The organism is Streptomyces sp. NPDC111628 (assembly GCF_055635195.1).
Map to the genome: position 1 here is coordinate 685,214 of NZ_JBVKBZ010000005.1, position 18,399 is coordinate 703,612.

Here is an 18,399-nt window from a genome sequence, read left to right on the forward strand (position 1 = left end):
CATGCCGGAGCGCATACGCGCGGTGAGGTTTGCCCGGTTCGGCGGCCCGGACGTGCTGGAGGTCGTGACCGTGCCGGCTCCCCGGCCCGGGCCGGGCCGGCTGCTGATCGAGGTGGAGGCGGCCGGCGTCAACTACGCGGACACCCACCAGATCGACGGCTCCTACCTCAGCGCCGACCAGCTTCCCCATGTCCCGGGAAACGAGGTGGTCGGGCGCACCGAGGACGGACGACGCGTGCTGGCCCGGGTCCGGAACGGGTACGCGGAACGTGTCGTCGCGGACGAGTCCGCGGTGGTGGAGATCCCCGAGGACCTGCCGGCGGCGCACGCCCTCGCCCTGCTCACCCAGGGCCTGACCGCATGGCACCTGCTCGTCGGCGCCGCCCGCCTGCAGGCCGGTGAGACCGTCGTGGTGCACGCCGCCGCGGGGGGCGTCGGCAGCCTGGCCGTCCAGCTGGCGGGTCACCTCGGAGCCGGGCGGGTCCTCGCCCAGGCCTCCACGGCCGCCAAACGCGAACTGGCCCTGTCCCTGGGGGCGGACGGCATCGCCTGCTACCCGCTGGACGAGCGTGCGGACATCGTGCTCGACGCCACCGGGGGCGAGCTCTTCGATCAGGCACTCGCCTCACTCGCGGACTTCGGCCGCCTCGTCTCGTACGGCAACGCCTCCCGTTCCACCTTCACCCCCGTGGACCCGGGGCGGCTGGGACGGTTGAACGCGTCGGTCGTGGGCTTCTGGCTGCGGCCCACGCTGGCCCGCCCGGGGGCGGTCACCGGCCCGCTGAAGGAGATGCTCGCACTGACGGCCCGGGGGCGACTGCGCCCCGTGGCCGGTGCCGCGTATCCGCTGTCCGAGACGCGCAGGGCGCACGAGGACCTGCTGGCCCGGCGTACGACGGGAAAGGTGACGCTCGTCCCGTGATCCGCACCCTGTGATCGGGCGCCCCGTGGTCCGGGACGCCCGGTCGCGCCCGCCGTACGTCGCTCACTTCGCGTCCGCGTAGCACTCCACCACCGCCGTCGTGAACGGGAACCGCACCGGGGTCGCACCGAACGTCAGTCGTCCCGCCAGCTCCGCCGCGTCCCGGATCGCCGCGACGACGGTGTCGGCCTCCTCCTCGGGACAGTGCACGATCACCTCGTCGTGCTGGAAGAAGACCAGCTCGGCCGCCATGTCCGCGCAGGTCTGCCGCAGGGCCGCGAGCAGGAGCAGGGCCCAGTCGGCGGCGCTGCCCTGTACGACGAAGTTGCGGGCGAAGCGGCCCCGCGCACGGGCGTTGGTGGAGGCGTACCCCGGCACCCACTCCCGGGCGCGGTCCCCGGAGTCGGCGGGTTCGTCCTGCGGCAGGCCCGCCTCCTCGGTGCCGTCGGCCGCGCCGGCCGCGGGCGGGCAGGTGCGGCCCAGCCAGGTGCGCACGAGCCGGCCCTCCTCGCCCGCGCGCGCCGCGTCGTCGACGTACGCCACAGCCCTCGGGAAGCGGCGTCTGAGCGCGGCGAGGTTCTTCAGGCCGTCGCCGGACGTCTGGCCGTAGACCGCGCCGAGCACGGCGAGCTTGGCCTGGGCGCGGTCGCCGGAGAAGGCGCGGTCGGAGACGGACTGGTAGAGGTCGGTCTCCCGGCCGGCCACCTCCATCAGACCGGGGTCGCGGGAGATCGCCGCGAGCACGCGCGGCTCCATCTGGTCGGCGTCGGCGACGACCAGCCGCCAGCCCGGGTCGGCGACGACGGCCCGCCGGATCACCTTGGGGATCTGCAGCCCGCCCCCGCCGTTGGTCACCCAGCGTCCGGTCACGGTGCCGCCGGCCAGGAACTCGGGGCGGAACCGGCCGTCGCGCACCCAGTCCTGGAGCCAGGACCAGCCGTGGGCGACCCAGATCCGGTACAGCTGCTTGTACTCGATCAGCGGCTTCACGGCCGGGTGGTCCAGCGACTCCAGCTCCCACCGGCGGGTGGAGGCGACCTTCACGCCCGCCTGCCCGAACGCCTTGACCACGTCCGCGGGGAGGTCGGGCCGCACCCGGCGCCCGAACGCCGCCGACACCTCCTCCGCCAGCTCGGCCAGGCGGCGCGGCTCGCCCCCGCCCGCATACCGCTCGCCCAGCAGGCCGTGCAGGACCTCGCGGTGCACGTCGGCCCGCCAGGGCAGCCCCGCGCGGTTCATCTCGGCGGCCACCAGCATCCCCGCCGACTCGGCCGCCGTCAGCAGCCGCAGCCGGTCGGGGAGGGCCGAGCGGTCGTGCCGGCGCTGCTGCTCGGCGTAGACGGAGAGCAGGTCCGACAGGGGGAGGTGGACGGCCTGGGGTTCGAACAGCGAGGACTGTGCGCCGGGCTCGGCGGAGCGCTGCGGCGGGTCGGGCGGTACGGGGCCGCCGCGCAGCCGGGCCAGGGCGGCCGCGGCCGAGTGCGGCTCCCCGTGCCGCCCCTCGTGGCCGAGCAGGAGGGCCTCGGCGGCCTCCACGTCGTAGCACCGCTCCACTCGCACTCCCGCGGCGAGCAGGCGCGGCGCGGTCTCGGCGGTGGACCGCCACACCCAGCGCGCGACGTCCGGCCTGGCCCGGACGGCCTCGGCGAGACCGGGCTCCTGCCGCACGGGTCCGGCGGGCAGCCCGTCGGGGCCGAGGGGGGCGACCTCCACGCCACCGCCCTCGGCCACCGCGAGCGCCCACCTCTCGGCCATGTCGCGAGTGTCGCAGGCGGGACTGACAACGGCCGTAGCCACGGCCGTCGCCTGGTGGCTCGCTCAGGCTTCCCCGGTGGACCCGCCCCCGCCGTCCCCGCTCGCCTCGGTCTTCTCGGCCTTCTCGGTGAGGTGGATGAACTCCGCCACCGCGTCGACGACGTACCGCTCCGTCGCCTCCTTGTCGAGGCCGAGCCCGCTCAGCACGCCCTCGCCGTGCTCGTGCTCCAGCAGGGCGAGCAGGATGTGCTCCGTGCCGATGTAGTTGTGGCCGAGACGCAGGGCCTCGCGGAAGGTGAGTTCGAGGACCTTCTTGGCCGCGGAGCCGTAGGGCACCAGCTCCGGGACCTCCGCGGCGGCCGGCGGGAGCGCCGCGGTCGCCGCCTCGCGGATCGCGTCCAGGGTCACGCCCTGTGCGGCGATCGCCTTGGCGGAGAGACTCTCGCGCTCGGTGACCAGGCCGAGGACGAGGTGCTCGGGCAGGCCCTCGGCGTTGCCGGCGGTCTTGGCCGCGTTGTGGGCGCTCATCACGACGTTGCGCGCGCGGGGCGTGTAGCGGCTGAAGCCCTGGCTCGCGTCCAGGTCGGCCGATTCCTTGGTCACGAAGCGCTTCTGCGCCGCCTGGCGGGTGACCCCCATGCTCTTGCCGATGTCCGTCCAGGACGCGCCCGAACGCCGGGCCTGGTCCACGAAGTGGCCGATGAGGTGGTCGGCCACCTCTCCGAGGTGCTCGCCGGCGATGACGGCGTCCTGGAGCTGTTCCAGCGGCTCCGGATGCACCTTCTTGATCGCGGTGATGAGTTCGTCGAGGCGTACGGATGACGTGATGCTCGGGTTCGTCGTCATGTGTCAACCGTAGGTTGCCTCCCATGGAGTGTCAACTGTTGGTTGACACCTCCTCGGTCCCGGCCCGCCGTCACTTCGGCGACGCCACCACCAGACGCACCGCCAGCCCCGTGAACACCGTCCCGGAGACGATGTTGAGCCAGCGATTCACCCGGGCACTGCGTCTGAGGAGACTCGCCAGCCGCCCCGAGAGCAGCCCGACGAATCCGTCCCACAGGAAACCCATCACCACCAGCGTTCCGCCGAGCACCAGCAACTGGCCCGGGACATGCCCGAGCGAAGGGTCGACGAACTGCGGCAGGAACGCCACATTGAAGAGGATCACCTTGGGATTGAGCAGGTTCGTGATCGCGCCCTGCCAGAAGGCCCGCCGCATCCCCGCGGCCCGCGGAGCCGCATCGTCCGCGCCCGGCACCGACCGGTCCCGGAAGGCCTTCACCGCCAGATACAGCAGATAGGCCGCGCCCGCCCAGCGCAGCACGTGGTACAGCGTGGGCAGCGTCGTGAAGAGGGCCGACAGCCCGAGGGCCGCGGCGACCGCGTGCACCAGCATCGCGCAGGCCACCCCGAACGCGGCCATCACACCGGCCGCGGGACCGCCCCGCCCGCCCATCGCCACGATGAACATCATGTCGGGGCCCGGCGTGATGCACAGGGCGAAGGCGGCGACGAGGAACGCCAGATAGAGAGTCGTGTCCATCATGTGGGTCATGGTCGGCGCGGGCGGGCGCGGGCCCGGCCGAATTCCGCGGAGTGAGACGGGCCCGGCGGCCGTGGCACCATCGCCGGGTGAGTACGCCCCGCACCGTCGACCGCGCCTTCGAGACCGCCCTGTACGACACCGCCGACGACGCCCTGGACGCCGCCGCCTCGCTGCTCGCGGCCGATCCGGCGGCGGACGCGGAACTGGCCCGCCGCGGAGAGGAGTTCGTGGCCACGGCCTGGCGGCGCGGCTGGCAGCCCGCCGACCTCGTACGGATCGTGCGCCGCGAACTGGACGACGTGCACGTACGGCTGGTGGCCGTGCTGATCCGCGCCCAGGCGTCCGCCGACCGTGCGCGCGGTCCCCGCTGGGCCGCGCAGCTCGACGACCTGCCGGGCGGGGACGGGGCGGCGCAGCCCCGTACCGACCGCTTCTCGCACGCCACCGCCGTACTGGAGCTGTACCGCCTGCTGCTGCGGCTGCCCGGTCTGGAGCCGCTGGAGGTGGGGGAGGGTCCGCGCCGGGGCCGGGAGAACCGGCCGGAGTCCCGGGCCCTCGCCCGCATCCGCGCGCTGCTCGCCAAGGCGGAGGCGACCGGGTATCCGGAGGAGGCGGAGGCGCTGAGCGCGAAGGCGCAGGAGCTGATGGCGCGGCACAGCGTCGACGAGGCGCTGCTGGCCGCGCAGGCGCACGGACACGCGTCCTCGCCCGACACGCCGGGGGCCTGCCGGATCGGGGTGGAGCCGCCCTACGAGCAGGCCAAGGCCGTGCTGCTGGACGCGGTGGCCGACGCCAACCACTGCGGGGCCGTGTGGAACGAGCCCTTCGGCTTCTCCACCGTCGTCGGGTTCGAGTCCGACCTGGAGGCGGTCGAACTCCTCTACACCTCCCTGCTGGTGCAGGCCGAGGCCGCGATGACGAAGGCGGAGGCCGGCCAGCGGGCCGGCGGTCGCAAGCGCACCAAGACCTTCCGGCAGTCGTTCCTCGCCGCCTACGCCCACCGCGCGGGCACCAGGCTGCGGGCCGCGGCGGAAGCAGCCACACATGCAGCCACGGAAGCGGCGACGGGAGCGGCCACCACGGGGGCGCCGGGGGCGGCGCACGCGGACCTCCTGCCGGTGCTCGCCTCCCGCGAGGCCGCGGTCACCGACCGGATGGAGCGCATGTTCCCGGAGACGACCACGACCCGTCTGCGCGGCGCCGTGGACGCGGCCGGCTGGACGGAGGGCACCCGCGCGGCCGACGCCGCCCGGGTCGGCCGCCACCGCCCGCTGGAGCAGACCCCGGGGACCCGGGGGCCGAAGCCGCGCTCAGGAACCGATGCCGGTGGTCGGCAGTCCCGGCGGCAGTGAGCCGCCCTCCGACCTGGTGTACGTCTCCTCGCCCAGCTCGCCCTCCCAGGCCACCGTGAGCGAGTCGGCGTCGACCGCGCCGACCTTGCCGGTCGCGCGGTCGGCGCTGCCGTCGGCGCACTTGAGGCGGATCGTCCGGGTGCCCGAGGTCTCCTGCGTCGTACCGCTGCACACGGTCCCGCCGGTCGCGAACAGGGCCGCCTTGTCGCCGGTGACCATCAGGGCGACGGCCTGGCCGTCGGTGGTCGCCAGCCAGCTGCCCTCCAGCTCGCCCGCGGCACCGGCGGACGGCGATCCGCCCGCGTCGCCGCCCGGGTCCGTACTCGCGGACGCGCCGGGCGCCGCCGAGGACTTGTCGCCGCCGGAGCCCTCGTCCGAACCGCCGCCGTCGGGGTCACCGCCGTCGGTGCACGCGGTCAGGACCAGCGCCCCCACCAGCCCGAGGGCCAGCACCCCGGCCCGCACGGACCGCCGCGTCCGCCGGAGCGCGACCCCGCCGTACCCGGCGTCCGTGCGCGCCGTGTTCTCCGTGCTCGCCGTGTTCCCCGCAGTCACCCACGTCACCGGAAGCTCCAAGCTGTAGCCGGACGGCCGTTCGGCCCCGAACAGCCGCAAGCTACCAGGACGACTTGCGCACCCCGGGAAGATGCCCGGCGTGCGCCTGCTCGCGCAGATTGACCCGGGAGAGCCCGAAGACCCGGAAGTATCCGCGCGGGCGTCCGTCGACCTGGTCGCGGTTGCGCACCCGCGTGGGGCTCGCGTCGCGCGGCTGCCTGCGCAGTTCCCGCTGGGCGGCGAGCCGTTCGGCCTCCGTCGAGGAGGGGCGGCGGAGGACCTCCTTCAGCTCGGCCCGGCGTGCCGCGTACCGCGCGACGATCTCCCGGCGCTGCTCGTTCTTCGCGATCTTGCTCTTCTTCGCCATCAGATCCTCACCCCGCGGGCACGGATGCGCGCCACGGCCGCCTCGACGCCGATCGAGTCGACCGTCCTGATCCCCTTCGTGCTCAGCCGCAGCCGCACATGCCGGTTCTCGCTCGGCAGCCAGTAGCGCCTGGTCTGGATGTTGGGGTCGAAGCGGCGCGGAGTGCGCCGGTGCGAGTGGGAGATGCGGTTGCCGAAGCCCGGCCGGGCCCCGGTCAGCATGCAGTGGGCGGACACGGTGACGTACCTCTCCTCCGGACCGGACGGGTCCTAGCTGTTAATGGAATTCATTTTCAGTAAGATAGCAGCATGGCACGCAACGAACTCCGTCCGGTCATCAAGCTCCGGTCCACCGCCGGGACCGGCTACACCTACGTCACCCGCAAGAACCGCCGCAACGACCCCGACCGGCTGGTCCTGCGCAAGTACGACCCGGCGGCCGGCCGCCACGTCGACTTCCGAGAGGAGCGCTGAGACGCCATGCGCAAGGGAATCCACCCCGAGTACCGCCCGGTCGTCTTCCGGGACCGTGCGGCGGACTACGCCTTCCTCACCCGCTCGACCATGACCAGTGAGCGCACGATCGAGTGGGAGGACGGCCAGACCTACCCGGTCGTCGACGTCGAGGTCTCCCACGTCAGCCACCCCTTCTACACCGGCACCGCCCGCGTCCTGGACACCGCCGGACGCGTGGAGCGCTTCGAGCGCCGGTACGGGAAGCAGGACGGGGCATGAGCGAGCCGGGCCGCTTCCCCGAACCGCCGGTGGTGATCGTCGGCGGGCTGCACGCCGACGCGCGCAGGGCGGCCGTGGCCCGGCTGCTCGCCGACGTGCCCGGCAGTGTCGTCCTCCACCACGACCTGGCGACGGCCGCCGCGGGCACGGTCGTACGGACCGTGCGGGACGCCACCGGCATCCTCGCCGCCGGCGAGGCGCCCCTGGTCAACGACTGCGCGTGCTGCGCGCTGCGCGAGGACCTCGTCCCGGAGCTGGTCCGGCTCGCGGAGGCCGGGGGTACCCCGCTGGCGGTCGTCGAGCTGTGGGACTCCGTCGAGCCCAAGGCGATGGCGGAGGTGGTGACGGCGGGCGGCTTCACCGTCGCCGGCGTGGTCACCGCCGTCGACCCCGCGCTGGTGCTGCCGTACCTCGGCAACGGCGACGACCTGGCCGAGGGCGGTCTCGCCGCCGCGGCCACCGACCAGCGCACCGTCGCCGACACCTTCGCGCGGCAGCTGGAGTACGCCTCCGTCCTCGCGCTCGCCGAGCCCTTCCCCGGCTCGCCGGAGGCCGACGACGAGGACCGCGAGCTGCTGGCCCAGCTGCACCCGACGGCCCGCCGGGTCCCGATCGGCCACGGGAACCCGGCGGGCGCACCGCCCGCGGGTCCGGACCTGGCGCGGGCCGCTCTCGCCGGGTTCGACGTGGAGGCCGCGGCCGCCGCCCAGCACCCGGCCTGCGCGCTGCTGCCCGCGGAGGCCGACGCGCACGGCGTCGCCACCCTGGTCTGGCACCGCCGCCGCCCGTTCCACCCGGAGCGGCTGTACGCGGCGCTGGAGGACCTGACCTGCGCCGCGGCCCGCAGCCGGGGGCGGTTCTGGCTGGCCGGCAAGGCGGACACGCTGCTGCACTGGGACGCCGCGGGCGGTGCCCTGTGCGTGGAGAGCGCGGGGCCGTGGCTCGCCTCGCTCCCCGACGCCGCCTGGGAACTGGTCCCGCCCGTGCGCCGTGCCGCCGCCGCGCTGGACTGGCACCCCGAGCACGGCGACCGCTGCCAGCACCTGGTCTTCACCTCCCCCGGCCTCGACCGCGACGGCCTGGAACGGCTCCTGGAGTCCTGCCTGCTGACCGACGCCGAGTACGCCGCGGGGCAGGCCGCCTGGGACCGGCTGCCGCCCGCCTTCGACACCCTCCTGGAGGTCTGACCGTGCCCCGACCCCGCAAGGCCGACCGCACACCCGCCCGGCAGCGTCCCAACCCGCTGGACCGGGCCGGAGTGACGTACGTCGACTACAAGGACACCGAGCTGCTGCGGAAGTTCCTCTCCGACCGCGGCAAGATCCGCAGCCGCCGCGTCACCCGGGTGACGTCCCAGCAGCAGCGGCAGCTGGCCAGGGCGATCAAGAACGCGCGCGAGATGGCACTGCTGCCGTACGGCACGCGCTGACCCGCCCGCCGTACCTCGCGCACCGGCGACAACACCGGGGCCCGCGCGTCACCAACCAGACGAGCGGGCTCCGGTGTTGTCGCATGTTGTTGCATATTCTTCGAATTCGGGGGCACATGCGGGAACGACTTCCAGGGTCCCGGCGTCGTAGAGGGCAGGGCTCGGTAAAGCGGTCGTCAAAGCTGTAACCGCAGGAACACCGCGCGTGCACGTGCATTTGCTCATGCATCTGCACGTGAACGGGGTTATGATCCGGATCAGTTGACCACTGCATCAATGGCCACATCAGCCAGTGCACACCGGGGAGCGACCTGTGGACCACGACGTGTACGACGTGTACAACGGCATGGCCGCCACGCAGCTGCACGATGCGGCCTGGCAGAAGAGCCGGCGCAGCAACTCGCAGGGATCGTGCGTGGAGTTCGCGCGCCTGCCCGACGGCGCGGTGGCGGTGCGCAACTCCCGCTTCCCCGACGGCCCCGCGCTCGTGTACACGCGCGCCGAGATCGAGGCCATGCTGCTGGGCGTCAAGGACGGCGAGTTCGACCACCTGATCGCGAGCTGACCCCGGCCGGCCCGGCCGACCGGGTGGCGCCCAGGGCAGGCCCTAGACGCGGAACAGCGCCCAGACCACCTTGCCGTTGAGCGTCCCGGCCAGCGGGTGCCAGCCCCAGCTGTCGCTGAAGGAGTCGACGAGGAACAGGCCCCGGCCCGACTCCGCCGAGAAGTCGTCCGTCTCACGGGCCACCGGGCTGTCGTGGCTGGGGTCGCGCACCGCGCACACCAGCCGCTCGGTCCAGCGCATCAGGTGCAGCCGTACCGGGCCGTGCTGCTCGTCGTGGCGCGGGGTGTCGGCGGGCAGGGCGTGCCGCAGGGCGTTGGTGACGAGTTCCGAGACCACCAGGCAGACGTCGTCGAAGCGGTCGCCGGTGTCCCAGCCGTCGAGCGTTCTGCGGGTGAACCTCCGGGCCTCGCGCACCGCTTCGTACCGGGGCGGCAGGGCGCAGGAGGCGGCGTTGGACACTGCCGCGGGGTCGAGTGGCGGAAGGCCCTGCCGTAACGGCTCGAGCATGGTCGATCCATTCGTCCCCATGCGAGGCACTCCCGGGAATTCGCGGTCGTAGCGATGCGGCGCGGTGGTGCGGGACCATGGTTTCGGATGCGTACCGCAGATGCAAGGGCAGATGCACGTGCACGTGACCGAAATAGACCTGCCCGTACCGCTTGTTGGTCAATTTTTCCGTCATCTTCGCCTCCCCTTCATCTCCTGCGACGGCCGGTTCTGACCCGCAGCGTGCATGATCCTGCACATTTCCTTTGGCTCGATTCCGTTTCCGTAACCGGACGAGTACTGCTCGGAGTGTTTTAGTGGCAGACTGCGGCCCCTGAAGACGGTTGGGGAGGCTGGCGAACGTGAGCGCGGGAGAGCCCGGATCGGTGGTGCGGCGCATGCTGCTCGGATCACAACTCAGGCGACTGCGTGAGACGCGGGGGATCACGCGCGAGGCCGCGGGCTACTCGATCCGCGCCTCGGAGTCGAAGATCAGCCGGATGGAGCTGGGCCGGGTGAGCTTCAAGACGAGGGACGTCGAGGACCTGCTGACGCTGTACGGCATCACGGACGAGCAGGAGCGCGCCTCCCTGCTCTCCCTGGCCAAGGAGGCCAATGTCGCGGGCTGGTGGCACAGTTACTCGGACGTGCTGCCCAGCTGGTTCCCCACCTACGTGGGTCTTGAGGGCGCCGCCTCGCTGATCCGGGCCTACGAGGTGCAGTTCGTGCACGGCCTGCTGCAGACCGAGGAGTACGCCCGCGCCGTCGTCCGGCGCGGCATGAAGGGCGCCGGCGAGGCGGACGTCGAGCGGCGGGTGGCGCTGCGCCTGGAACGGCAGAAGCACCTGGTCGCGGAGAACGCCCCCGAGTTCCACATCGTGCTCGACGAGGCCGCCCTGCGCCGTCCGTACGGCGACCGCGAGGTGATGCGCGGCCAGCTCCAGCACCTGATCGAGGTGTCCGAACGCCCCAATGTGCGCCTCCAGGTCATGCCCTTCGGCTTCGGCGGGCACTCCGGCGAGAGTGGCGCGTTCACGCTCCTCAGCTTCCCCGAGTCCGACCTCTCGGACGTCGTCTACCTGGAGCAGCTCACCAGTGCGCTGTACCTGGACAAGCAGGAGGACGTCACCCAGTACGAGACGGCGCTGAAGGAACTCCAGCAGGACAGCCCGGGGCCGGACGAGAGCCGGGACCTTCTGCGGGGACTCCTCCAACTGTCGTAAAACATAAGTACGATGACGCTCGGTCAGGCGGCTCGCTCGCGGCGGCTGCGGCAGCTAAGGGGATTGAGGGAACACATGTCGTCGTACTTCACCGACCTCGCCCAGCAGTACATCGACGGCGAGTGGCGTCCCGGCACCGGCTCCTGGGACATCATCGACTTCAACCCGTACGACAACGAGAAGCTCGCCTCGATCACGATAGCCACCGTCGACGAGGTCGACGCCGCCTACCGGGCCGCCGAGCGCGCGCAGAAGCAGTGGGCCGCGACGAACCCGTACGCGCGCCGCGCGGTGTTCGAGAAGGCGCTGCGCCTGGTGGAGGAGCGCGAGGCGGAGATCAGCGAGGCGATCGTCGCCGAGCTGGGAGGCACCCGCCTGAAGGCCGCCTTCGAGCTGCACCTCGCCAAGGAGTTCCTGCGCGAGGCGGTCCACCTGGCGCTGCGTCCCGAGGGCCGGATCATCCCGTCCCCGGTCGATGGCAAGGAGAACCGCGTCTACCGGGTGCCGGTCGGCGTCGTGGGCGTCATCAGCCCCTTCAACTTCCCGTTCCTGCTCTCCCTGAAGTCGGTCGCCCCCGCCCTCGCCCTGGGCAACGGCGTCGTCCTCAAGCCGCACCAGAACACGCCGGTCGTCGGCGGCACGCTGGTCGCGAAGATCCTCGAGGACGCCGGACTGCCGGGCGGCCTGCTGAACGTGGTGGTCACCGACATCGCGGAGATCGGCGACGCCTTCATCGAGCACCCGGTTCCCAAGGTGATCTCCTTCACCGGCTCCGACAAGGTCGGCCGCCACGTGGCCACGGTCTGCGCCGCGAACTTCAAGCGCTCGGTCCTCGAACTGGGCGGAAACAGCGCGCTGGTGGTCCTCGACGACGCCGACGTCGACTACGCGGTCGACGCCGCGGTCTTCAGCCGCTTCGTCCACCAGGGACAGGTCTGCATGGCCGCCAACCGCGTGCTGGTCGACCGCGCGGTGGCCGACGAGTTCACCGAGAAGTTCGTCGCCAAGGTGAAGTCCCTCAAGGCCGGCGACCCGCGCGACCCGGCCACCGTCATCGGCCCGGTGATCAACTCCTCGCAGGCCGACGCGCTCACCGGCGTGGTCGAGCAGGCGCTCGCCGAGGGCGCCACCGCCCTGGTGCGCGGCTCGGTCACCGACAACCTCGTCGAGCCGTCGGTGCTGACCGGCCTGCCCGCCGACTCGGCGCTGCTCCAGCAGGAGGTGTTCGGCCCGGTCGCCTTCCTCGTCTCCTTCGACGGGGAGGAGGAGGCCGTGCGCCTCGTCAACGACACGCCGTACGGGCTGAGCGGTGCCGTGCACACCGCCGACGTCGAGCGCGGCGTCAACTTCGCCAAGCAGATCGACACCGGCATGTTCCACGTGAACGACGGGACCGTGCACGACGAGCCGATCGTGCCCTTCGGCGGCGAGAAGCACTCCGGCCTCGGCCGCCTCAACGGCGACACCATGCTGGACGCCTTCACCACGCAGAAGTGGATCTCCGTGCAGCACGGGCGGAGCGGGTTCCCGTTCTAGAGGGGCGCGGCGGGCGGACCGCGGCGCCGGATCTAGTCTGGATCCCATGTCAGCGATCCGTCTCCTCGTGCTCGGTGCCGTCCGCCAGCACGGGCGGGCCCACGGCTACCAGGTGCGCAACGACCTGGAGTACTGGGGCGCGCACGAGTGGTCCAACGCCAAGCCCGGTTCGATCTACCACGCGCTGAAGCAGATGGCGAAACAGGGACTGCTCGTCGCGCACGAGATCGCGCCGTCCACGGCGGGCGGGCCGCCGCGGGTGGAGTACGAGATCACGGAGCAGGGCACCGAGGAGTACCTCACCCTGCTTCGCGACTACCTCACCGCCTACGACCAGCGGCCGGACGTACTCACCGCGGCGCTCGGCTTCATGGTCGACCTCCCGCGCGAGGAGGCCCTCGCGCTCCTGGAGGAGCGGGTGCGGAAGATCGAGGAGTGGCGTGCCTCCGTCACCGAGTACTACATGCCCGCGGAGGGCCCCGGCCAGTACGGGCACATCGGCGAGATCATGAACTACTGGGTCCACTCGGCCGACTCGGGCGCCGAGTGGACCCGCGGTCTCGTCGAACGCGTCCGGGGCGGCGCGTACATCTTCGCCGGTGAGGGCGAGCCGTTCGTCGGTGTGCTGGCGGAGGGCGAGGAGAATCCCTTCGCGGCGGGGCGGCCGCACTACGGGGACGCTCGCTAATCAAGTTTGACCAATCGGAAGACGGGCACTATCTTCTGAGCCAGTAGTCAAATTTGGCTAGCTTGGCCTCTCGAAGGGGAATGGGGAGTGGCAGTGGCCGACACGGCGATCACCGCCGAAGGTGCACGCAAGAGGTACGGCGGCAAGGACGCACTGGACGGGCTCGACCTGACCGTCACCCGCGGCACGGTGCACGGCGTGCTGGGCCCGAACGGAGCGGGCAAGACGACCCTGGTCCGGATCCTGTCCACCCTGCTGCGGCCCGACGCGGGCCGCGTCGAGGTGGCGGGACACGACGTCGTCGCCGAGGCGTACGCGGTACGGCTGCGCATCGGCCTGCTCGGCCAGCACGCGGCGCTCGACGAGGAACTGGGCGGCCGGCAGAACCTGGAGATGTTCGGCCGCCTCCATCACCTGGGCGCCCGGCGGGCACGCGCGCGTGCCGACGAACTGCTCGCGCGCTTCGACCTCACCGACACCGGACGCAAGCCGGTCAGCGCCTACAGCGGCGGCATGCGGCGCCGCCTGGACCTGGCCGCGTCCCTCATCACCGAACCGGAGGTCCTCTTCCTGGACGAACCGACCACCGGCCTCGACCCGCGCGGCCGCGCCGAGGTGTGGGACTCGGTCCGCTCCCTGGCCGGCGCCGGTACGACGGTCCTGCTCACCACCCAGTACCTGGAGGAGGCCGACCAGCTCGCCGACCGCATCTCGGTCGTCGACGCGGGTCGGGTCGTCGCCGACGGCACGGCGGACGAACTCAAGGCCGCCACCGGTGGCGACCGCGTCGACGTCGTCCTGCGCGACGCCGGTCAACTGGGCGCCGCGGTGTCCCTGCTGCCGCTCACCGGCGTCCGCGTGGACACCGACCGACGGCTGCTCAGCGCTCCCGTCACCGACCGCATGGCCGCGCTCTCCGGTGTCGTACGGGCACTGGAGGAGGCCGGGATCGAGGCCGAGGACGTGGCGCTGCGCCGGCCGACCCTGGACGAGGTGTTCCTGCACCTCACCGACCGCACGAAGGAGGCCGCGTGAGTACGACCGCCGTGCGGACGACCGCAGCGGGTCCCGCGACCCACGCCCTGTCCGACTCCTGGACCATGACCCGCCGCGAGCTGGCCCGCTGGGGACGGCAGCCGGTGACGGTCGTCGTCAGCCTGGTCTTCCCCGTCATGCTGCTGCTGATGTTCGGCTACCTGGTCGGCGGCGGCCGCGGGGTGAGCGGCGAGTACGTTGACTACCTGGTCCCCGGCATGCTGGCGCTCACCATGGCCTTCGGACTGGAAGGCACCATGATCGCCGTCACCCAGGACCTCAACAAGGGCGTCGTCGACCGCTTCCGCTCCCTGCCGATGACCAACGGCGCGGTCCTGGTGGGCCGTTCCGCCGCCGACATGCTCCAGTCGGCGCTCGGCCTCGGCGTGCTGATCGGCGTCGGGTACGCGCTGGGCTGGCGGGCCCACGGCGGTCCCGGCGCCTTCCTCGGCGCGGTCGGCCTGCTGCTGCTCTTCCGCTTCGCCATGCTGTGGATCGGCATCTTCCTGGCCCTGGTGGCCGGGAAGCCCGAGCTGGTGCAGGCGGTGCAGATCCTGGTCTGGCCGGTCGGGTTCCTGTCCAACGCCTTCGCCACGCCCGACTCCATGCCCGGCTGGCTGGGCGCCGTCGTCGAGTGGAACCCGATGTCCCAGACCGCCACGGCCGTCCGCGACCTCTTCGGCGGCCCCGGCGGCGAGTCCGGCCACCTCTGGGCGGCCGTCGCCTGGCCGCTGGCGCTGCTCGCGGTGTTCTTCCCGCTGGCGGTGGGGAGGTTCGCCCGGCTGAGCCGCTAGTGGTGGAAGCCGGTGGCCGCCCCCTTGTCCCGGGTCAGTGGGTGCGGCTGCCGGCGCAGCTCCGGCAGCAGTCGCTCCAGGTTGTCCAGCAGCAGGTCCGCCATGTCGGCCGAGAAGCCGTTGCGGCACACCACCCGCAGCACGGAGAGGTCCTCGCGGTGCGGCGGGAAGGTGTAGGCCGGCACCAGCCAGCCACCCTCGCGCAGCCGCCGGGACACGTCGAAGACGTCGTACGCCGTCACCTCGTCGGCCGTCGTGAAGGCGAACACGGGCAGCTGGTCGCCGCGCGTCAGCAGCCGGAAGTCGCCGAGCGCCGCCACCCGCCCGGCGATCGAGCCCGCGATGTCCCGCGCGGACTGCTGCACGGCCCGGTAGCCCTCGCGGCCCAGCCGCAGGAACGTGTAGTACTGCGCCACCACCTGCGCGCCGGGCCGGGAGAAGTTCAGTGCGAAGGTCGGCATGTCGCCGCCCAGGTAGTTGACCCGGAACACCAGCTCCTCGGGCAGCGCCTCGGCATCCCGCCACAGCGCCCAGCCCACCCCGGGGTAGACCAGCCCGTACTTGTGCCCCGAGGTGTTGATCGAGGCGACCCTCGGCAGCCGGAAGTCCCACACCAGGTCCTCGTCCAGGAAGGGCGCGACCATGCCGCCGGACGCCCCGTCGACGTGCACCGGGATGTCGAGGCCGGTGCGCTCCTGGAGGGCGTCCAGGGCGGCGCACAGATCGGCGACCGGCTCGTAGGAACCGTCGAAGGTGGAGCCGAGGATGCCGACGACCCCGATGGTGTTCTCGTCGCACAGCTCGGCGGCGGCCTGCGGGTCCAGGTGGAAGCGGTCGCCCTCCATCGGGACCTGGCGGGCCTCCACCTCCCAGAAGTTGCAGAACTTGTCCCAGCAGACCTGGACGTTCACGCCCATGACGAGGTTGGGCCGTACGTCCTTCGCCGGGTACCGGTCGGCGTTGCGCAGCGCCCAGCGCCGCTTGAGCGCCATCCCGGCCAGCATGCACGCCTCGCTCGACCCGGTCGTCGAGCAGCCCACGGCCGCCGACGGGTCCGGCGCGTGCCACAGATCGGCGAGCATCGCCACGCAGCGCCGCTCCAGCTCGGCGGTGCGCGGGTACTCGTCCTTGTCGATCATGTTCTTGTCCCGGCACTCGCTCATCAGCACCCCGGCCTGCGGCTCCATCCAGGTGGTGACGAAGGTGGCCAGGTTGAGCCGCGCGTTGCCGTCGAGCATCAGCTCGTCGTGGACCAGCCGGTACGCGGTCTCCGGCGGCAGCGGGGAGTCGGGCAGCCGGTGCGAGGGCGGGGCCTCGGTCATGCCGCCGAGCGGGTTCGCCGCCGCGTGGAACGGGTTTACGGCGAGCCGGCGCCGGTCGCGGTCGTCGTCGTGGGGCGGGCGGGGACCCTTGTGCAGTGACATGCAACCGACGGTAGGCCGGGGCCCGGGGGCCCGCACCCGGGGACGTACCGACGGGCACGGGCAGCCCGCACCTCACGTCGTGCCGGGCGGCGGCCTCTCCTCGTCGAACCGGGCGACGGCCCGTCCTGCGCGCCGGGGCCGTCCTCGGGCTGGGCCTGCCGGAACACATCGAGGATCGCGCATACCCTGAAGGGTGGTCAGCGGCGTCCGCGGCGCATGGGGACCAGGTTGCCGCGCCGGTGGGCGGCGATGAGCATGGGGATCGCGATCAGCAGGCTGACGACGACCGGCACGATCGACGCCTCCAGGCCGAACTCCCCGCCGGTCAGCAGGTCGGGGCCGGTCGGGCTGGTGGTCATCAGGCCCTCCGAGGTGTGGCCGGAGACCGGGATGCCGATCAGGCCCAGGGTGGTGTTCCAGGCGAAGTGCAGGCCCACGACGAACCAGATGTTGCGCGTCCACAGGAACGCGGCACCGAGCAGGACACCCGCCTCGATGGCGATCGCGGTCGAACTCCACAGCGTGGCATCCGGGTTGGCCAGGTGCAGTCCGCCGAACAGCGCCGCGGTGATCGCCAGAGCCGGCCAGCTGCCGCACAGCTTCTCCAGCGCCTGGAGGGCGAGGCCGCGGAAGATCAGTTCCTCCGTCACGGCGGCGCCGAGCTGCATCGCGGCCATGCTCGCCACGATCGACAGGCCGTTGCCGGGCCTTTCGGTGAACGAGAACTCGGTGAGGAGCATGAGCATCGACACGGTGATGAACCCGAAGCCGATCGCGGCACCGGACAACGCCTGTGCCGCGGCCCCCGACCTCGCGATCTCCGGCATGCTCCGCCGGGCGAGGTAGCGCATGACCGCCCAGTAGACGACAACCGCCACGATCGCGCCCACGACGGCGACCACTCCGCCCACCGAGGCCAGGCTGGATGCCAGCCCCACACCCACGATTCCGGTCAGCATCCAGACCAGCGGAGACTGGAGGTGGCGGCCGCCCTCTCGGCGCGTGGGCTGGGGCGATGCGGTGTGCGTCGTACTCATGTGGCCTCCGTATGGCATCGGCCGCGTGCCATTCAGCGACCCGCCGAGAACGCTACGCAGGCGACGACGTTCCCGAATCACCCCCGAGTGGACAGTCCGGCGTAGCTCGCGAGGGGGACACGGGCTTGCACCTCACGTCACGTGAGGAGGCAGCGTGGACGGCGTCAGAGAAAGGAGCGGAAGTGAGCTACTCCGTGGGACAGGTGGCCGGCTTCGCCGGAGTGACGGTGCGCACGCTGCACCACTACGACGACATCGGCCTGCTCGCACCCGGCGAGCGCAGCCACGCGGGCCACCGGCGCTACAGCGACGCCGACCTCGACCGGCTGCAGCAGATCCTGTTCTACCGGGAGCTGGGCTTCCCGCTCGACGAGGTCGCCGCCCTGCTCGACGACCCGGCCGCGGACCCGCGCGCGCACCTGCGCCGCCAGCACGAGCTGCTGTCCGCCCGGATCGAGAAGCTGCAGAGGATGGCGGCGGCCGTGGAGCAGGCCATGGAGGCACGCAGCATGGGAATCAACCTCACGCCGGAGGAGAAGTTCGAGGTCTTCGGCGACTTCGACCCCGACCAGTACGAGGAGGAGGTCCAGGAGCGCTGGGGGAACACCGACGCCTACCGCCAGTCCAGGGAGAAGACCGCCACGTACACCAAGGAGGACTGGCAGCGCATCCAGGACGAGGCCGAGGAACTCACCCGGCGCTTCGTCGCCCTGATGGACGCGGGTGAGCCCGCCGACTCCGAGGGGGCCATGGACGCCGCCGAGGAGCACCGGCAGGGCATCGCCCGCAACCACTACGACTGCGGGTACGAGATGCACACCTGCCTGGGCGACATGTACGTCTCGGACGAACGTTTCACGCGAAACATCGACGCCGCCAAGCCGGGCCTCGCCGCCTACATGCGGGACGCGATCCTCGCCAACGCCGTCCGGCACACCCCCTGAGCGG

At 72.2% G+C, this 18,399-nt stretch carries 22 protein-coding genes; 13 read left to right on the forward strand and 9 right to left on the reverse strand.

The window, feature by feature from the left end:
• Position 1: 1 nt before the first annotated feature.
• A complete protein-coding gene (locus ACZ7MF_RS28985; protein WP_471481035.1) occupies positions 2-922 on the forward strand; it encodes a quinone oxidoreductase family protein in 921 nt (306 codons plus the stop codon).
• A gap of 63 nt (positions 923-985) precedes the next feature.
• Here ACZ7MF_RS28985 and ACZ7MF_RS28990 read toward each other — a convergent pair whose 3' ends face one another.
• From ACZ7MF_RS28990 to ACZ7MF_RS29000, 3 genes are all read right to left on the reverse strand, one after another.
• On the reverse strand, positions 986-2,677 hold the full coding sequence (locus ACZ7MF_RS28990) for a bifunctional 3'-5' exonuclease/DNA polymerase (RefSeq protein WP_471481037.1): 1,692 nt from the start codon (positions 2,675-2,677) through the stop codon (positions 986-988).
• A 63-nt stretch (positions 2,678-2,740) separates the two neighbouring features.
• Positions 2,741-3,523, reverse strand: a complete 783-nt coding sequence (locus ACZ7MF_RS28995; RefSeq protein WP_471481039.1) for a Clp protease N-terminal domain-containing protein — start codon at positions 3,521-3,523, stop codon at positions 2,741-2,743.
• A gap of 70 nt (positions 3,524-3,593) precedes the next feature.
• Complete coding sequence (locus ACZ7MF_RS29000) at positions 3,594-4,226, reverse strand: LysE family translocator (RefSeq protein WP_471481041.1); 633 nt, start codon at positions 4,224-4,226, stop codon at positions 3,594-3,596.
• Positions 4,227-4,312: 86 nt separating this feature from the next.
• On the opposite strand from ACZ7MF_RS29000, the gene ACZ7MF_RS29005 reads away from it, so the two are divergent.
• Entirely contained in the window at positions 4,313-5,578 is a 1,266-nt protein-coding gene (locus ACZ7MF_RS29005) for a DUF2786 domain-containing protein (protein ID WP_471481043.1), read from the forward strand.
• On the opposite strand, the gene ACZ7MF_RS29010 is transcribed toward ACZ7MF_RS29005, so the two are convergent.
• Genes ACZ7MF_RS29010 through rpmB form a run of 3 tightly spaced genes read right to left on the reverse strand, consistent with a single transcriptional unit; the run spans position 5,537 to position 6,736 of the window.
• A complete protein-coding gene (locus ACZ7MF_RS29010) occupies positions 5,537-6,142 on the reverse strand; it encodes a hypothetical protein (RefSeq protein WP_471481045.1) in 606 nt (201 codons plus the stop codon). The genes ACZ7MF_RS29005 and ACZ7MF_RS29010 overlap by 42 nt on opposite strands.
• 52 nt (positions 6,143-6,194) lie before the next feature.
• On the reverse strand, positions 6,195-6,500 hold the full coding sequence (rpsN, locus tag ACZ7MF_RS29015) for a 30S ribosomal protein S14 (protein ID WP_471481047.1): 306 nt from the start codon (positions 6,498-6,500) through the stop codon (positions 6,195-6,197).
• Complete coding sequence (rpmB, locus tag ACZ7MF_RS29020) at positions 6,500-6,736, reverse strand: 50S ribosomal protein L28 (protein WP_471481049.1); 237 nt, start codon at positions 6,734-6,736, stop codon at positions 6,500-6,502. Before rpmB ends, rpsN begins: the two co-directional genes overlap by 1 nt.
• A gap of 72 nt (positions 6,737-6,808) precedes the next feature.
• Between rpmB and rpmG the strand changes: the two genes are divergently transcribed.
• The 5 genes from rpmG to ACZ7MF_RS29045 all read left to right on the forward strand — a co-directional run bounded on the left by rpmG (position 6,809) and on the right by ACZ7MF_RS29045 (position 9,228).
• Positions 6,809-6,973 (forward strand): 50S ribosomal protein L33, encoded by a 165-nt coding sequence (gene rpmG / locus ACZ7MF_RS29025; RefSeq protein ID WP_003975405.1) that lies wholly within the window; start codon positions 6,809-6,811, stop codon positions 6,971-6,973.
• Positions 6,974-6,979: 6 nt separating this feature from the next.
• Positions 6,980-7,234, forward strand: a complete 255-nt coding sequence (locus ACZ7MF_RS29030; RefSeq protein ID WP_471481052.1) for a type B 50S ribosomal protein L31 — start codon at positions 6,980-6,982, stop codon at positions 7,232-7,234.
• Positions 7,231-8,421 (forward strand): CobW family GTP-binding protein, encoded by a 1,191-nt coding sequence (locus tag ACZ7MF_RS29035; protein ID WP_471481054.1) that lies wholly within the window; start codon positions 7,231-7,233, stop codon positions 8,419-8,421. The genes ACZ7MF_RS29030 and ACZ7MF_RS29035 overlap by 4 nt, the downstream gene beginning before the upstream one ends.
• A 2-nt stretch (positions 8,422-8,423) precedes the next feature.
• On the forward strand, positions 8,424-8,663 hold the full coding sequence (rpsR, locus tag ACZ7MF_RS29040; protein ID WP_471481056.1) for a 30S ribosomal protein S18: 240 nt from the start codon (positions 8,424-8,426) through the stop codon (positions 8,661-8,663).
• A 313-nt stretch (positions 8,664-8,976) separates the two neighbouring features.
• The gene (locus tag ACZ7MF_RS29045; RefSeq protein ID WP_011028968.1) at positions 8,977-9,228 is read left to right on the forward strand and encodes a DUF397 domain-containing protein; all 252 of its coding nucleotides are present in this window, start codon (positions 8,977-8,979) and stop codon (positions 9,226-9,228) included.
• 42 nt (positions 9,229-9,270) lie between these two features.
• Here the strand turns inward: ACZ7MF_RS29045 and ACZ7MF_RS29050 are convergent, their stop codons facing one another.
• A complete protein-coding gene (locus tag ACZ7MF_RS29050) occupies positions 9,271-9,735 on the reverse strand; it encodes an ATP-binding protein (protein WP_471481058.1) in 465 nt (154 codons plus the stop codon).
• 377 nt (positions 9,736-10,112) lie between these two features.
• Here ACZ7MF_RS29050 and ACZ7MF_RS29055 point away from each other — a divergent pair, with 377 nt between their 5' ends.
• The 5 genes from ACZ7MF_RS29055 to ACZ7MF_RS29075 all read left to right on the forward strand — a co-directional run bounded on the left by ACZ7MF_RS29055 (position 10,113) and on the right by ACZ7MF_RS29075 (position 14,990).
• Complete coding sequence (locus ACZ7MF_RS29055; RefSeq protein ID WP_003975412.1) at positions 10,113-10,937, forward strand: helix-turn-helix domain-containing protein; 825 nt, start codon at positions 10,113-10,115, stop codon at positions 10,935-10,937.
• Between the two features lie 75 nt (positions 10,938-11,012).
• Positions 11,013-12,473 carry an aldehyde dehydrogenase family protein gene (locus tag ACZ7MF_RS29060; RefSeq protein ID WP_471481059.1) on the forward strand — a complete coding sequence of 487 codons (1,461 nt, stop codon included), beginning with the start codon at positions 11,013-11,015 and terminating at the stop codon, positions 12,471-12,473.
• Between the two features lie 46 nt (positions 12,474-12,519).
• A complete protein-coding gene (locus ACZ7MF_RS29065) occupies positions 12,520-13,161 on the forward strand; it encodes a PadR family transcriptional regulator (RefSeq protein ID WP_471481061.1) in 642 nt (213 codons plus the stop codon).
• 93 nt (positions 13,162-13,254) lie between these two features.
• The gene (locus ACZ7MF_RS29070; RefSeq protein WP_471481225.1) at positions 13,255-14,196 is read left to right on the forward strand and encodes an ATP-binding cassette domain-containing protein; all 942 of its coding nucleotides are present in this window, start codon (positions 13,255-13,257) and stop codon (positions 14,194-14,196) included.
• Positions 14,197-14,261: 65 nt separating this feature from the next.
• Positions 14,262-14,990, forward strand: a complete 729-nt coding sequence (locus ACZ7MF_RS29075; protein ID WP_471481227.1) for an ABC transporter permease — start codon at positions 14,262-14,264, stop codon at positions 14,988-14,990.
• Here the strand turns inward: ACZ7MF_RS29075 and ACZ7MF_RS29080 are convergent.
• Together ACZ7MF_RS29080 and ACZ7MF_RS29085 are read right to left on the reverse strand one after the other, a co-directional pair.
• On the reverse strand, positions 14,987-16,414 hold the full coding sequence (locus ACZ7MF_RS29080) for a glutamate decarboxylase (protein ID WP_471481063.1): 1,428 nt from the start codon (positions 16,412-16,414) through the stop codon (positions 14,987-14,989). The two genes, ACZ7MF_RS29075 and ACZ7MF_RS29080, sit on opposite strands and share 4 nt — an antisense overlap.
• Positions 16,415-16,611: 197 nt before the next feature.
• Entirely contained in the window at positions 16,612-17,451 is an 840-nt protein-coding gene (locus ACZ7MF_RS29085) for a lysostaphin resistance A-like protein (RefSeq protein WP_471481065.1), read from the reverse strand.
• A 182-nt stretch (positions 17,452-17,633) separates the two neighbouring features.
• Here ACZ7MF_RS29085 and ACZ7MF_RS29090 point away from each other — a divergent pair, with 182 nt between their 5' ends.
• Entirely contained in the window at positions 17,634-18,395 is a 762-nt protein-coding gene (locus ACZ7MF_RS29090; RefSeq protein ID WP_471481067.1) for a MerR family transcriptional regulator, read from the forward strand.
• The last annotated feature ends 4 nt before the right edge of the window (positions 18,396-18,399 follow it).

Bases quoted from the DNA above. Each gene is read 5' to 3' on its own strand.
- ACZ7MF_RS29075 (WP_471481227.1), top strand. From the start codon at position 14,262: ATGACCCGCCGCGAGCTGGCCCGCTGGGGACGGCAGCCGGTGACGGTC.
- ACZ7MF_RS29060 (WP_471481059.1), top strand. From the start codon at position 11,013: ATGTCGTCGTACTTCACCGACCTCGCCCAGCAGTACATCGACGGCGAG.
- rpsN (WP_471481047.1), bottom strand. From the start codon at position 6,500: ATGGCGAAGAAGAGCAAGATCGCGAAGAACGAGCAGCGCCGGGAGATC.
- ACZ7MF_RS28995 (WP_471481039.1), bottom strand. From the start codon at position 3,523: ATGACGACGAACCCGAGCATCACGTCATCCGTACGCCTCGACGAACTC.
- ACZ7MF_RS29030 (WP_471481052.1), top strand. From the start codon at position 6,980: ATGCGCAAGGGAATCCACCCCGAGTACCGCCCGGTCGTCTTCCGGGAC.
- ACZ7MF_RS29000 (WP_471481041.1), bottom strand. From the start codon at position 4,226: ATGATGGACACGACTCTCTATCTGGCGTTCCTCGTCGCCGCCTTCGCC.
- ACZ7MF_RS29080 (WP_471481063.1), bottom strand. From the start codon at position 16,414: ATGTCACTGCACAAGGGTCCCCGCCCGCCCCACGACGACGACCGCGAC.
- ACZ7MF_RS29055 (WP_003975412.1), top strand. From the start codon at position 10,113: ATGCTGCTCGGATCACAACTCAGGCGACTGCGTGAGACGCGGGGGATC.
- ACZ7MF_RS29065 (WP_471481061.1), top strand. From the start codon at position 12,520: ATGTCAGCGATCCGTCTCCTCGTGCTCGGTGCCGTCCGCCAGCACGGG.
- ACZ7MF_RS28985 (WP_471481035.1), top strand. From the start codon at position 2: ATGCCGGAGCGCATACGCGCGGTGAGGTTTGCCCGGTTCGGCGGCCCG.
- ACZ7MF_RS29085 (WP_471481065.1), bottom strand. From the start codon at position 17,451: ATGAGTACGACGCACACCGCATCGCCCCAGCCCACGCGCCGAGAGGGC.
- ACZ7MF_RS29050 (WP_471481058.1), bottom strand. From the start codon at position 9,735: ATGCTCGAGCCGTTACGGCAGGGCCTTCCGCCACTCGACCCCGCGGCA.
- ACZ7MF_RS28990 (WP_471481037.1), bottom strand. From the start codon at position 2,677: ATGGCCGAGAGGTGGGCGCTCGCGGTGGCCGAGGGCGGTGGCGTGGAG.
- rpmG (WP_003975405.1), top strand. From the start codon at position 6,809: ATGGCACGCAACGAACTCCGTCCGGTCATCAAGCTCCGGTCCACCGCC.
- ACZ7MF_RS29035 (WP_471481054.1), top strand. From the start codon at position 7,231: ATGAGCGAGCCGGGCCGCTTCCCCGAACCGCCGGTGGTGATCGTCGGC.